This window comes from Clostridium sp. FP1 (assembly GCF_011065975.2).
GTDB classification, from domain to species: domain Bacteria; phylum Bacillota; class Clostridia; order Clostridiales; family Clostridiaceae; genus Clostridium_AD; species Clostridium_AD tagluense.
The window spans coordinates 3795038-3809739 of record NZ_JAAMNJ020000001.1; the positions used below are offsets into that span (position 1 = coordinate 3795038).

9 protein-coding genes are annotated in these 14702 nt (G+C 29.9%); 2 read left to right on the forward strand and 7 right to left on the reverse strand.

The window, feature by feature from the left end; genetic code table 11:
• Positions 1-62: 62 nt before the first annotated feature.
• The 4 genes from G9F70_RS18515 to G9F70_RS18530 all read right to left on the reverse strand — a co-directional run bounded on the left by G9F70_RS18515 (position 63) and on the right by G9F70_RS18530 (position 7096).
• The gene (locus tag G9F70_RS18515) at positions 63-2954 is read right to left on the reverse strand and encodes an AAA family ATPase (RefSeq protein WP_164947918.1); all 2892 of its coding nucleotides are present in this window, start codon (positions 2952-2954) and stop codon (positions 63-65) included.
• Positions 2955-2965: 11 nt separating this feature from the next.
• Complete coding sequence (locus G9F70_RS18520) at positions 2966-4312, reverse strand: exonuclease SbcCD subunit D (RefSeq protein WP_164947919.1); 1347 nt, start codon at positions 4310-4312, stop codon at positions 2966-2968.
• A gap of 703 nt (positions 4313-5015) precedes the next feature.
• Positions 5016-5621 (reverse strand): GerMN domain-containing protein, encoded by a 606-nt coding sequence (locus tag G9F70_RS18525; protein ID WP_164947920.1) that lies wholly within the window; start codon positions 5619-5621, stop codon positions 5016-5018.
• Positions 5622-6349: 728 nt separating this feature from the next.
• Positions 6350-7096 (reverse strand): SprT family zinc-dependent metalloprotease, encoded by a 747-nt coding sequence (locus G9F70_RS18530; RefSeq protein ID WP_164947921.1) that lies wholly within the window; start codon positions 7094-7096, stop codon positions 6350-6352.
• A gap of 262 nt (positions 7097-7358) precedes the next feature.
• Between G9F70_RS18530 and G9F70_RS18535 the strand changes: the two genes are divergently transcribed.
• Positions 7359-8681 carry an IS1380 family transposase gene (locus G9F70_RS18535; RefSeq protein ID WP_224617865.1) on the forward strand — a complete coding sequence of 441 codons (1323 nt, stop codon included), beginning with the start codon at positions 7359-7361 and terminating at the stop codon, positions 8679-8681.
• Between the two features lie 332 nt (positions 8682-9013).
• On the opposite strand, the gene G9F70_RS18540 is transcribed toward G9F70_RS18535, so the two are convergent.
• Both G9F70_RS18540 and G9F70_RS18545 read right to left on the reverse strand, forming a co-directional pair.
• Positions 9014-11338: a VIT and vWA domain-containing protein gene (locus G9F70_RS18540; protein ID WP_164947426.1), complete on the reverse strand. Its 2325-nt coding sequence runs from the start codon at positions 11336-11338 to the stop codon at positions 9014-9016.
• A gap of 190 nt (positions 11339-11528) precedes the next feature.
• Positions 11529-12470, reverse strand: a complete 942-nt coding sequence (locus tag G9F70_RS18545) for a dipeptidase (protein WP_164947425.1) — start codon at positions 12468-12470, stop codon at positions 11529-11531.
• A gap of 232 nt (positions 12471-12702) precedes the next feature.
• Here G9F70_RS18545 and G9F70_RS18550 point away from each other — a divergent pair, with 232 nt between their 5' ends.
• Positions 12703-13932, forward strand: coding sequence for a 6-phosphofructokinase (locus G9F70_RS18550; RefSeq protein ID WP_164947424.1), 1230 nt, complete (start codon positions 12703-12705; stop codon positions 13930-13932).
• Between the two features lie 53 nt (positions 13933-13985).
• Here G9F70_RS18550 and G9F70_RS18555 read toward each other — a convergent pair whose 3' ends face one another.
• A complete protein-coding gene (locus G9F70_RS18555) occupies positions 13986-14603 on the reverse strand; it encodes a hypothetical protein (protein ID WP_224617668.1) in 618 nt (205 codons plus the stop codon).
• Positions 14604-14702 lie beyond the last annotated feature (99 nt).

Genomic DNA, 14702 nt, shown 5'->3' on the forward strand with positions numbered 1-14702 from the left:
AATTCTTTGAAAATTAATTATACCATTATTTATACACCTATTTCAAAAAAATTAAATGTCCCTTATAGTGTTTTTAGATATTCTTGCAGGTCTCTCCCAGTGCTTTTTGTAAATTTACCCTTATCTAATTTAAAGTATTGAGCCTGAATGCATTGTGAATTTATTAATTCTACTAAGGTTGCATGACAAGTAAGCACAAAAATTTGATGTGTCTCTGAAAGCTTTACTAAGGCTTTAACTGTATTCTTAGTATGTGCTATATCAAAATTAACAAAGGAATCATCAAGTATAACTGGCAAACTTGGCTTAATTTCTTTTATTCTACTTATTCGAACTGCCAAGAATAATTGTTCTTTTGTACCCCTACTTAATCCTTTTGAACTTTCCATAATACTCTCATCTCGTAGTACTGTTTTAAAGTCTCCCTGCATTAAGTCTTCCATAGGCATAATATCTTTATATTCTCCTGAGGTTATTTCACGCAGAATATCACTAGCTCCTTTTAAAAGCTTATCCTTGGTGTTTTCTAAAAATCTCTCTCTAATTTTTTCTAAGAATAATGCTGCTGTATTATAAATTGCGTATTTTTCTGCAAGTGGTCTTAACTGACTTCTTGCTTCTCTAATGTCTTGCTCATATTTCAGTAACTTTTCATCAGAATTCAATGCTCCAATCTCATCTTTTATAGTCTGTTTTTCATTCTTTAAATCATCTAATTGTCTTACCAAGTCCTTATTGTCTCTACTTAAAACCTCATAATCATAATTAAGTTCAGAAGCACTATCATACTGCTTATATAAATCATCCAGGATTTCTAATAGATTTTCATCTCTGCTCTGTGCAAGTTTTCTTTTTTCATCCTGTAGTAATCGTCCTATACGCTGGCTTTTTACAGATTGCAATAACTTGTCATTAATAATTTTTAATTCATTCTGATGATTCATATATTCTGTATACTCTTCACCCTTACTTATATATTTTTCTAATAACAAAATTATATTTTCACACTGATTTTCCTGAGAATTGTATGCCAAAGAAATATCTATATCTAAATTACCTCTAGCTAGAAACTCTTCTATTTCCTTGTCTACAATAATCAATTTTGAAAAGCTCTTTTCAGTTTTTTCTCCCAGCATCAAATGCTTATATAAAACCTCTACCTTTAGTAATATATCATTACAACTATTAGAAATATTATCTATATCTATTTCTTTTACGCTTATTTGCTTTGAATTTTTAGTGTTAAAACCATCAAACTTATTAATTAGCACATTAATACTATTCAAATATCCACAGATAGCACTAAATTCATTGTCTAGTTTTTTCTTTAATAAATTATATTCGCATATTTCATCCTTTAAAAAAGCTGCAATTTTAAAATAATCTTTAATACCCTCAGCTGTTACCCTGGCATCAAGCTTTAAAATATCCCTGTACTCATCCATGATATTGTTCATTTCTATTGAATTTTCTTCTAAATTTTTTAGTTCTCCATTGGTTTTACTAAAAAGAATCTCTATGTTGTCAATGCTTGCTTTAGTTTCTAAATTTCTATTTAACATTAGTTTGCTATTTGGGTAATTTATAAACAAATATATTGCTGTGCCTATGCCTCCAACTAATATTATTGAACATCCCAGTAATTTATCTATAAAAAACAATATAAGTCCTAAAATCATAGTGAATAGTGTAAATTTAAAATATTTTTTAGCATAAAACATAGAATCATAGGGTCTAATTTGCTTTTCTAAGGTTTCTCTTTGAATTTTAAAGTCTCCAATTTTTTTATTGCAAATTACTATTTCGGACTCTACTTTTCTAAAATTTTCTATATTGCTAGTTAATATATCTTGCTCTACCTCATCACAATTAATTTCTTCAACAATATTAAAACTAGACCAATTATTGTTAGCTTTTTTAATTTTATTCATCAGTGCTTGTGTCTTTTCATAATATTCTTTTTTTATAATGAGTAGATTTTTTCTCATTTCTTTAATGCCTGATATACCATTATAAAAGTTACTGATTTCCACCTTATTTTCAAGAAGCAACTCTTTAATATGCTTATCCTTGGATGTTTGACTTTGAAATTCAAGGTTGTCATTATTATACTGTTCTAGTTCTTTAATATATTGTGTTTTTAGAGCTTTTGCCTTTTCTATATTATATTCCCTTATATCCTCAGGATTAAATAAATAATTATTAAGCTCTCCTTCAAGATTCTTTTTATTTTCATTAAGCTCATAATTATGCTTTAACATCTCTAATTTAATTATATTGTTATTGCTATTTAGAAGTTCCACTTCTTTTGAAAAAATAGTATCCTGAAGCTTTGAAAATATTTTTTTCTTTTGCACAAAGGTATCTAGAAGCCCCATGGATTTTCTTCTTCCTTCTAGACTCTTTTTAATATTTTCCGTATAAGGCTTAAACATTTTAGTAGATGGATTTCCCCGAGTTCCACCAATGATATTAGCTTTTTCCCTTAATTCTTTAGAAGCCATCGGTATTTTTATAATGTGCTTAAAGCCTGCGCCTAGTAGCATAGACTGAATATTACTGTCTTCCTTATCTGAACTCTTATTAAGTTCATCAAGACTTATAGTGAATAGTTCTCTGTAGGTTGCCTTATCTATATTATATAACCCATTGCTATACTTATTATCTATGATATTTTTATAAACTATCTCCGGATTACTAAATCCTTTTAACAATATATTTACTTCATTACCCTCATGGAGTATCAAATCGCATCTCACATCATATTGGAATTTAGGTGGCGGTAGATTACTATTTTGAGAAAACCCATAGGGTATATTTCTAATTACCTGCATTAAGCTAGTTTTTCCGGACCTATTTGCTCCCCCAATAACTATTATCCCCTCCCCTAAGTTTTCAAGTTTTTCACCTTGGAACACCCCAAAATCTCTAATGTCTAACTGCCTTATTTTCAAATTCTCACCCCCTAAATTAACTCTAAAGCTTCTGCTAATTTTTCAATAACTAGTTCCCTTGCTTGCAATATAATATCCTCAATAATTTCTTCATCAAAATCAAATTTATCTTCATCTATATTTTCCGTGAAAATTTGCTTCTTCCAAATGGAACCCCAGTTTTTCACAAGTTGTACTCTATCTTCTCCCTCTTCCCTATATAAGTTGATTACTTCATCTAAATCACCAAAAATAGAGTTTTGCATCTTCATACTTTCAAAATCTTGCATAAGTGGAGCAGTTCTAAATATTATTGAATCTACCCACAGAAAACATTTTCCCTCTGAAAGTTCTTCGTTTATATCTTCTATAAACTGTTTATAATCATCTTCCTTCATATGAGTTATTTTATCCTGAAGCTCTGTTCTTCCTTTTATTACTAATTTCAAAATATAGCCTTTAATTTCCTCATTTATTGCTTGCTTTGCCTGCGTCAATTCATTAGAACTTTTGGAAAGAACATACGGTTCCTCTCTAGTTTTCTCTAAAATCAGTTCTGTTAAATCACTGAAATTCTCTATCTTGTTTTCTTCACCAATTATTATTTCTACTTTTTTATATATAATTGTTGCTATAGGTAAGAACTCCATATTAACAATTTCTTTTTTGCAAACCTCAACATAGAAAACTCCTCCTTGCCCCTGCTCTCCCATATCTCGGCCTTGAGGAATTCCTGAAAAAGCTATAATAGGCCTTGCATCACTTAGGATATTAGTTTTATGAATATGTCCAAGGGCCCAATAATCTATATTAGGTACCGCCTTAAGTTCATCTAAAGTGCAAGGAACATAATTTTTATTATCCCCCTCCATTGCAGTATGTAGCATTGCAATATTAAAGCAATCATTATCCAATAAATAGTTTTCATAAATTTTTTCTCTTTCGGCTCGAAGCTTATAGGATTTCCCAACAATTTTTGCTATAATCTCATTATCTTTACATACTTCAAAAATCTCTGCACTATCAGAACTTAATATATGAACATTTATAGGCATATCAAACAATTCTTGCTTATTACTTGCAGCATCGTGATTACCGTAAATAACATATACACCTATATTTATTTCACTTAGTCGTAAGCATTGATTAATAAAAAATCTATTGCTCCTCACTGACCTTAAATAACTGTCATATACGTCTCCACAAATCAATATAAAATCAACCTTATGCACAGTGGCAATATTGCATACCCTTTCAAATCCGCTATATACAGCCTCTTTACATAAGGTTTGTATTTCTTCTGATGGTTTCCCATTTATATTAAGAAAAGATCCTAAATGCAAGTCCGCAGCATGAATAAACCGAAATGTTCCACTCATTACTTTTCCACCGCCTTTTTTCAGATATCATTATAGATATTTTACCATAAAAACCAATTGTATATATTACTCAACTAGATTGAATTTTTATAATTTCAAACAATTTTTTCTAAGGTTTTTTGATGCCTTATAGTATAATAAATAAAAAAAAGCATATAATAATCTTAGTAGATGATTCAAAGTGGTTGAGTCAAGAGTGCTCCTAGACTGGAAATAGTTTTAGAGTATTCGGCCAAAGGTGTATACGATATCTGCTAAGGTTTTTTATATGCCAGAGGGAAGATTATTATGGGTTCTTAACAGCTATATATGTGCCCAACCGTACTTATATGGTTCTCCCGGATGTGTGATAGTCGAGCTAAGATGATATAGGTTGCCGCAGGTTTTATTAGTATATTACTAGGGGTTATTCTTGATTGAGAGATTGTTTTTAGCTCCCAAGGTGTTCTATATGGTCGAGTAAAGATGTATGTATGTGCCGTAATGCTCAAATGGGTATGTAGGGATGTGCATATGTTGTAGCGTAGATTGCTTTGAGTGGTCAAAAAATCCCTTGGGTTAAAAGGTAAGTTATTTTATGATAACTTGCCTTTTTTATCTTAGATTCACAAAAATAAGAACAAGTCAGTATGCTATCATATTTGACTTGTTCTTTATTTCCATTCTTTTATGTAAAGAATTATATGGTTATAGTCTATAAATATTATTTTTTTATCATTTCTAGATTTTCACTCATAGGTTTTCTAACATCGAAATGACCTTTAATACTCTCTACATTTTTTCCTTCAACAAGAAATTGGACCTTCTTTACCCCTAATTCCTTATCTAAAACTAATGTATTTATAATTGAAAACAAAGCCATTCCCTCTCCTGTAGATCCACCGGAGATTTTCTGCGTTGCGCTACTTTTAAAATCAACATAAGCAATATTTTCCTTAACTTGCACATCTATTACTTCTAAATCCACAGGCAACGTTGCAATTAATTTTCCTGCGCTTTGTGCACTAGGTCCTTTTACTAATTCGCCTACAATAGACTTTGCTGTAGGGTTTTCTATAGTTCTTTTTTCACCTACTAAGTTCATAGCTTGATCATCACTAAAATAAAGTACCACTTCGCTACTTTCTATTTTTTCGGTTTTAGGTTCTACTTTTGGTTCCACGGTGCCTCCAACTACTTTAGAGGGTTCTTTTGGCTGCTCTTTAACTACACTTTTTGAACTATCCTCTTTTTTTACCTGGTCTTTTCCACAAGCAACCAATGTAAACATTAATACACTACATAATATTACTGAAAGAATTTTCTTCATTTTTGTCACCTTCCTAATAAAATATTATATTAATAAAAGCTAAATATCAATATTTGAATTCATTAGCAATTATATATAAATTATATCATAGATTATAACCATATGTAGTAATGTTTATTAAAATTACCTTTTCTCCTCATAATATACTATGATATTATTAATTTTTTTTATTAGTTTTTGCATAATAAAGCAACATCGGGTAAGAATACTTAAGGAGAGGGTTTAGATTGGTTGAGCGAAGAGTATTACGAGGTTATAAATAGCTTTTTAATATTCGGCCAAAGGTGTATCTTAGGTCGTTATGGCTTAATTTATGCCAGAGGGAAGATCATTATGTGTCTTGAAAAGGTTGTATATTTGCATAACTGTGTGTATAGGATCTTAATAGATGTGTAATGGTCGAGCTAAGACTAGATTATGTGCCGCAGGCTCCAGTTGTAGTGTATAACATTATGTTCCAGTTATACTTTAATAATTAACTATGATGATAAGAGTTAGGGATTGTATATAGTCGGAAGATTATATATGTTCTCCAAGGTACATCTTTTAATCGAGCAAAGATGTATGCATGTTGTGTAATGCTTATATATAGTCGAAAGATTATCCTTAGGTGTGTAGGGATGTGTATATGTTGTAGTGTAAATCATTCTGAGCTTTCCATATATCCTAGGATAGGGCAGGTTTTAGCTAAACCTGCCCTTAAAATTTTTCATTGTAGATTTTGTGCATCATACTAATTGTTCAAAGTTCACATACCATTTAGAATATGTATTTCCCTCCCCATCTTTATAAGTACCCCTCTTATCCTTTACCATAACTGTTGCTCTTTTATTTATCTTATAAATGAATCCACTATATTTTTTATTCTCATGAGAGAAGCACACATTTTGTCCTATCTTAAAGCCATAATCCAGTGAAATTATCTCCTTTTGACTTGGCAATTGATGATGTACCTCTGTATGGGCAAATATATTATTAACCATAGTTTTAAACCTGCGCTTTTTACAACTAGATTCACTGTAAATATGGAACTCAATTAAATGACATAATTCATGTTCAAAAACTATTTGAAATGCCTCTAGAGAGTCCTTTGTATTTATACCAGATACTATCTTGTCTCTTTCTACCTTGTAATACTGAAAAAAGAATTTTATGCCCATCCTTATTTCATAAGTTTTTTCGATTTCCTCTAATAGTTTTATTTTTCTACTATACATAGTCTTCCCTGCAGCGGTGGTCATCCTAGTAGATAAAGAAAAAGTTATGCTTTCCTTTAAATTATCTCTAAAATAACTCTTAAAAAATTCTTCATCATATAAATCGAATAAAATTTTTATGTCCTGATTTGACATACATTGTATATTTCCTGTATTTACATTTTCAGATTTAACCATAAATTTATTTCTTATAGCATTTCTTTTTTTAACTATTTCCTGCTCACTGTATTTTAAATCTTTTATATTTTGTCCTATCATTATCCTTACTTCCTTATACTTAAGAGCCTTAAAAAATCACTAGTTCTTATTTTTTAAGACACTTTATTTTAACTTATAATTTCTAACCCGGATTATTCATGCAACACTAAAAAGCTATGCCTTACATAGCTAAAACACTGTATTCTATAAACTTTTAATTTTTCATGAAAAAAGTGATAAAAAAGTATATGCAAAAAGCCTCAAATTTGTTATGTTTAAGTTGACAAAACAAAACACAAAAACAAAGGAGAGACTTCTTACAATGAATAGTGTAAATGAAAAATCATTAGAATTCAACAAAAAAATTAAAATAGATTTTGAAGGTGGAAATTTAACATCAGATGCAGGGCTTTTATTATATAAAGAATTTGATGAAAAAATCGGCTTTAGTAAAACAATCAAAGAAAATATTTGTATTATAGATAGCTCAGCTGACGCTAGAACACATAAAAATGAAGACATTGCGATTCAAAGAATATATCAACGAATCGCAGGTTATGATACTGATGATAATGCCGATGAACTTAGACACGATCCTACTTTTACCAATATACTTGGTAAAGAATCATTAGCCTCTCAACCAACAATTTCTAGGTTTAATAAAAGGGTTACTGTTGAAACATTAAAAAGCCATGAATATATTAATGAAACGCTACAAGATAAAATTTATTCAGTTAGAATGCCAGAGCATATTATTTTTGATATAGATTCTACGAATTTTCAAACCTATGGTGATCAATATGGTTCAGATTATAACTCTCACTATGGTTCAAATGGATATCATCCACTATTAATGTTTGATGGGCTGACAGGTGATTTAATTAAAGCGGAGCTTAGGTCAGGAAATGTCTATACTTCAAGGCAAGCAGTAAGATTTATAGGTCCTGTGCTTAAAAGATATGTGAATAAATATCCTAATACTACAAGAGTTATAAGGGGCGATAGTGGCTTTGCCACTCCTGAGTTATATGAAATTTCTGAACAACTTGACACACTTTATGCAATAAGATTAAAGGTTAACCCTACATTATACAAATCGGCATGTGAATTTGCTAATGAAATGTCTAAATTGTGCAAAAGAGACTTTTGCTCATACCATGTTGTTTATGGAGAATTTAAGTATAAAGCATCAAGTTGGGAAAAAGAGCGTAGGGTGGTTGTAAAAATAGAAAAGCCAGAAGATCAAATATGCTATAACTATACGTTCATTGTTACAAATATGACATTGCCTCCAGAATCCGTGGTTAAATTCTATTGCAACAGAGGTACTATGGAAAACTTTATAAAAGAAGGTAAACTCGGATTATCTTTTGATAAAATGAGCAGTACTACTTTTATAGCTAATGCTAATAAGCTTCAAGAAATGGTACTTGCATATAATTTTAATAATTGGTTTCGAAATCTTTGCTTAGATAAAACACCAATGAAAAATATGACAATTGAAACTATTCGCACAAAATTAATAAAGATTGCAGCAAAAATAGTAAAAGGTGGAAGATATTTAAAGTTTAAATTATGCAGCAGTTGCCCTTACAAAGAAGTATTTTTTAATATATTAAATAGAATTTTCTATATACCTATATAGGTTCATTTGATTTAATAATTCATTTGCAAAACTTAATAATTTAAATAATATGATTAAAACAAATTGGTGAAGTGTATACTTTTTAAAATGTAAATATATGTATAATCATATTTTATGTGATTTCTATCCAGGAAACGCGATTTTTGTAATGAAAATAAATAATAAAACTCAAATTCTATGTGTTTTTAAAATTAAACCCATAAAATTTAAGTTCATGAATAATCCGGGTCTAAATATAATATATCATGATTCTAAAATAATAACTATGCATCTTTTACATATAAACAGACAAAGATCCCACATATATATCCTGTGGGATCTTTGTCTAATGTTTAGATAGTCTTTAAAATAGCGGTATGGATTATATATTGAAGTGTATCCTTAGGCTCATTAGGATTTACTCCTAAGCCTTTGATAAATTCACTCTTAATTTCAATTACATCACTATCCTGCAATTGGAATTTTCCTTGGATTTTATGGATTTCCTTGTCAATATTTTCTTTATAAAAAGATAGTACTATGTCTTTTTTAATAGATAATTTGAAAAGTAATAACAAATTTAAATAGTCATCTTTATTTAAATCTAAATCATTATTTTCCAATGCTTTATTTAAAAATTCTATTGATTTATTTAATTGATTAGTATATATTTTGATATCTTCATTACCTAGGACAAAGGCTAACATTGCTTTTGTAGTATATCTAATATTGTTTTGTATACTGTCATCCACATTGATACCAAAAGCCCCACTAGCAAATTGATTAGATGCTAAGACTTTTAATAACTGCTTTCTTTGAAAACCAGCATATTTATCATGTTCTTCTTTTAATATTGATAAATCTTTGTAATAAAATGCTGTTGATTCAGAGTCTCCATCTAAACTTTCATAGGAAAGTTCTAAGCTTTTTGTGGTTTTAACAGGTAGAATTTCTCTTATTCTTATGCCTAAGATAGGATCTTCCATCTCTTCATAAAGAATAAAAGAAGTTTCTTTGCAAATTATGCCAACCTTTTTAGAAATTTCTACAATCTTATTGTTCATTGCCTCTTGAAGTTCCCCGCGTTCATATTTTACTCTATGCTGAAGAGATCCTATACGTTTTTTATACCATATTTTTTCAATTAAATTAACATTCTCCTCTAGTTCAAGGTCATTCAGCATAATTATTCTTTGAATTCTCTCCTTACCAACTTTTCCTTTTAAGATAATTACTCCGCCAACTTCTCCATTAATTTTAGCAAAAATTGAAAACGGTTCTTTATCATACATATATTCAATAGTTCTTGGGAATGTTGTTTCAACCTTCATTTTACCCCAATCAATTTCAATATCAGTAACTTGAGGATTTTTAATTCTATTGAATTGTTTAAGCACAACATCTTCAATTCTTTCCCCAGGGTATATAACTTCTGCAGCACCATAAGAAATGCGAGCTAATTTATTTATAAAATAGCTATTTACTAAAGTATCTATCCCAAAAGGAAATATTCGACTTTCTTTAATATTCTCTTCCACAAAATTTAATATTTCTTTTTCGTTTTCCACCAAATCATCTGTAAATAAGAAAATTACATTTTCTTCTTTTTCACTTTTTCCAAGAAGTGCGTACTTTATTGCATCAAAAATCACTGCATTTTTTTCTGCTTTAAGTTCCTCAATCCATTTGCTGGCACTACTTAAATTTTCTTCATTAAAATCAACCTTTGTTTCTTTAGCGAAGAAATTAAGCTTATCTCCAAAGGCACAAATATTAAAGGTATCTCCTAATGTTAAATTTCTTAAGCATAGTTGAAGTGCATTTTTACCTTCTATTAATTTATTTCCGTCCATTGATCGTGATATATCTAAAAGGAATATATAGTTTGAAGCAGATGATTTTTGCTCAATTTCAAGGTCTGGTATAAATCTTAAATATAAAATTCCTTTATCATCCCTTGGATAATCATATATCATTCCTGTAGTTTCTAATTTTTCTAATTCTTCTAGTATGATTTCTAAATCCTTATCCATTCTTTGATTGTTTCCATCTAAAGTTACTTTATATAAATTATTTTCTTCGTATTCCACCTTTATTTTATGAGAAGAACACTTAAATTCTAATTTTGTTAAAGATTCAACGAGTAGCCTTAACGTAAATTTATAATCGTTATCTTTATGGATACTGCCTAATGCACTAGAATCTATTGTATTATCTTTCGAAAGATTTATTGGAGCTATTATTGTAGGGATAACCAATTTTAAGTTTCTATTCTCATAGCTCAGTTCTTCTATATAAGATATTTTTATTTTTACAACTTCATTGGGAATTATCTTACCTATAACTATTCTAAATATGTCATCACTAAATTCTTCAAGCAAAAATGTGTTATTATCCTTTTGATTAAAATTCTCATATATTTTATTTGCTTCATCTTTATCTTGTATTAATCCCTTTATAGTCCTACCACCTAGTACTGCTTCAAAACCTGATATAACTGCTCGCTCTGGAATTGGAAAAGTATAAATTGCCTCTACATCATTTGTTCCTTTATTTTCATATACATGATCAATAGTATACTCAGCGAATTCACCACATAAATTTCCTCTTATATTAACTTCTTTTAGAATTATGTTATTCTTCAATTCTTTTCCATGGTTTGTATTATTATTTGCCATTGTACCCCTCCTGATTTTATATCGCAAAGATTTACCAGAATCTTTAAAACATTATACATATATTTTATCATTAATAATAAAATTAGTCTTCCGATTTATTAAAATAATTTTAATTCTATTCCATATTTTTACTATTATAATAATTCATCATACTTATATAATATTCTCCTGATAAAAAAATATATAATTACTAAAGCACCTCTTTTATAACTCTAATGGCATTCTTATAAAAAATTTTATCCATTTCCTCTGAACTAAAATTATTTTTATTCAAAGCTATTGATAATTTTTCTATTTCACCAATATTCTTAATTTCAAGGCCTTGGTTACTTATTCCATCAAAATCAGAGCCAATAGAAATACAGTCTATTCCACCCACATTTTTTATATGGGATATATGGCACGCCATATCCTCTACTCTACTGAACTCATTACTGCCTAGAAATTGTTTTTCGAAACAAATTCCCATTACGCCACCGCGTGCAGCAAGAACTTTTATCATATCATCAGTTAAATTCCTAGGATGGTTACTTATTGACCTTGAATTAGAATGAGAGGCTACAAATGGTTTTTTAGAGTAATTTGCTACATCATAAAATCCACCATCTGATAAATGAGAAACATCGATAATCATGCCGAGATTATTCATCTCACTTACAACTTCAATTCCAAAATCCGTAAGCCCCTTACTTCTATCTTCCTTATTTTTATTTGGGAACCCTAGCTCATTTGGAAAATTCCAAGTAAGGGTCAAAAGCCTTACCCCTAACTTGTAAAAATTTCTCAATTGTTGGGTTTTCCCCTTAAGAACCCCACCCTCTTCGATAGTTAGAAATGCAGAAATCATCCCCTTTTTCATATTATCCATAAGTTCCTGATAGTTTGTGGCCAAGGCAATGTCCCCAATATTTTTTTCTAATTCTTCATAAAATTTATCTACCATTAATAAGCAATATTCTAAGGGGTCGTTTGCCTTATCCAGCTCTACAAAAAGAGCGAAAAACTGTGCAATGGAATTTGCCTTTTTCAATTTACAAATATCTACATTTAAATTATTCTCCTTTAAAACTGATTCTAGGTTTTTATCCATAAACTTCATGATTGTATCACAATGAAAATCTATTATGGGCATTAGTGTACCACCTTCCGTAAATAATACAAAATATATATTTTGTTACACCTCTAATATTTTATGCAAAATGTAAACCTTATATGTAATAGATTAATTATTCTTATTGTTTTAGAATGGCTCATTTAAAATTAAATTCTATCTTGAGTAACTTAAATTTATACCTTATAATCAACTAGTACATTCTATTAATTGTAATCACAATTTAATTCCAATGGAAAGGGGAAATTCTAAAATGAAAAATTGTATAGTAGCTCAATCAGGAGGTCCAACCTCTGTAATAAATGCTAGTGCCATTGGCGTACTAGATGAGAATATTAGCTCTCAATATTATGATAACGTTTATGCTGGCATAAACGGAATACAGGGTATTTTAAACGACCATATCGTAAACCTATCTAACATACCCTATGACGAGGTTAAAGGATTAAAATATACTCCATCTTCTGGTCTTGGCTCTTGCAGATATAAGTTGAAATCCGTAGAAGAAAGCCCTGAAGAGTACTTAAAGCTTTTTAAAATATTAGAAAAACATGAAATTAAAACCTTCTTTTATATCGGAGGTAATGATTCACAAGATACTGTGCATAAATTTAGTATTTACGCAAAGCAGCATAATAAGGATGTAAAATTTATTGGAATTCCTAAAACAATAGATAACGACCTACCAATTATGGATCATACCCCTGGCTTTGGTAGTGCAGCTAAACTAATTGCCACATCAGTTCTTGAAAACTTCCTAGACGCCAGTGTATACCCTGCAAAAGGAGTCTTCATACTTGAAACTATGGGACGCGATACTGGATGGCTGGCAGCTAGTGCTTGTATTGCAACAATTAATGGTAGACCTGCTGCAGATTTCATATATCTTCCAGAAGTTGCTTTTAGTACAGAGAATTTTTTAAGGGATATAAGTAAAAAACTTACTGAAAAAAATCATGTTTTTGTAGTAGTCTCTGAGGGCATAAGAACTAAAGAAGGCAAATTTATAGGCGAAGCTTCTTCCACTGGCCTTGATAAATTTGGTCATGCTCAGTTAGGTGGTGTTTGTGCATACCTGAAGGATTTACTTTTAACAACTGCTACGGCGCAAAAGGTTAGAGTTTTAGAACTTTCTACAATCCAACGTTGTTCAATGCACTGTGCATCACAAACTGATATTGATGAGGCCTATGAAGTAGGTAAAGCTGCTGCTGCTTATTCTATTGATGGAATAAGCGGAAACATGATAGGTATAAAAAGACTTTCAAATTCGCCATATGCCTCCAAACCTTTTGTACTTGAAACTGTAAAGGTTGCTAATAACATTAAATATTTCCCTCTAGAATGGATTAATGAGGAAGGTAATAATGTAACTCGTGAAGCCTACGAATATACCTTACCATTAATAATGGGAGAACCAAAAATTTCTATTGAAAATGGCCTTCCAAAATACACTTTTTTAGAGGCCCCATTTAAACTTTAAAACAAAAAAGCTCTAAGAAAAATTTTCATAGAGCTTTTTTTAAATTCACTATACTAAAATAGTGGGTTTTCATTACCATATTTAAAATAAATTAATGAATTCAAGAACCTTTGATATTTATTAATTTCAGAACTAACTTCTCTACCTCTAAAAATAACCATTGATATAACTTCCCACAAAAACACCCATCCACCTATATTAAATCCTTGTTGTACCGTTCCTAAAACTATATTACTACCAACACTAGTACTTAAAAAAACAGACACTGCTAGCAGACTAAGTGCTGTGATTAAATATTTAAATAATCTGCGATAATTATCCTTTAAAACTTTAATTTCTTGATGTAAATAAAAAGAATAGTAGGTTTTAATACCTGCAATTAACACTTCTTCTCGATTTACGTCTTTTTCCTCTTTGGGTAAGTAGAAACATATATCTACTCCATCTTTAGCCGGAATCTCTTCAAAACAGTTTTCAAGAAAATTTGCTAAATCCGGATCCATGTCTCTTTTTTTAAAAGGAGCACGATCCCAGTCATTAAATATATCATTATACTTGTCTAAAGCTACCTGTATAACGTAATTTCCTGTACTAGTATTTTTCTCGTAAATTTTTTGAAGATAATCACTTTTTTTCGCTTTCATGGGTTTTTTCTTCCATTTATTATTCATATTCCGCAATGCATTTTGCATATTATCAACCCTTCATAACCATTCAGTTATGCCTAATTATACACTTATTCTTGTGAATATCAAAATAGAGCCATTAAA

Bases quoted from the DNA above. Each gene is read 5' to 3' on its own strand.
- G9F70_RS18520 (WP_164947919.1), bottom strand. From the start codon at position 4,312: ATGAGTGGAACATTTCGGTTTATTCATGCTGCGGACTTGCATTTAGGA.
- G9F70_RS18525 (WP_164947920.1), bottom strand. From the start codon at position 5,621: ATGAAGAAAATTCTTTCAGTAATATTATGTAGTGTATTAATGTTTACA.
- G9F70_RS18530 (WP_164947921.1), bottom strand. From the start codon at position 7,096: ATGATAGGACAAAATATAAAAGATTTAAAATACAGTGAGCAGGAAATA.
- G9F70_RS18535 (WP_224617865.1), top strand. From the start codon at position 7,359: ATGAATAGTGTAAATGAAAAATCATTAGAATTCAACAAAAAAATTAAA.
- G9F70_RS18540 (WP_164947426.1), bottom strand. From the start codon at position 11,338: ATGGCAAATAATAATACAAACCATGGAAAAGAATTGAAGAATAACATA.
- G9F70_RS18545 (WP_164947425.1), bottom strand. From the start codon at position 12,470: ATGCCCATAATAGATTTTCATTGTGATACAATCATGAAGTTTATGGAT.
- G9F70_RS18550 (WP_164947424.1), top strand. From the start codon at position 12,703: ATGAAAAATTGTATAGTAGCTCAATCAGGAGGTCCAACCTCTGTAATA.
- G9F70_RS18555 (WP_224617668.1), bottom strand. From the start codon at position 14,603: ATGAATAATAAATGGAAGAAAAAACCCATGAAAGCGAAAAAAAGTGAT.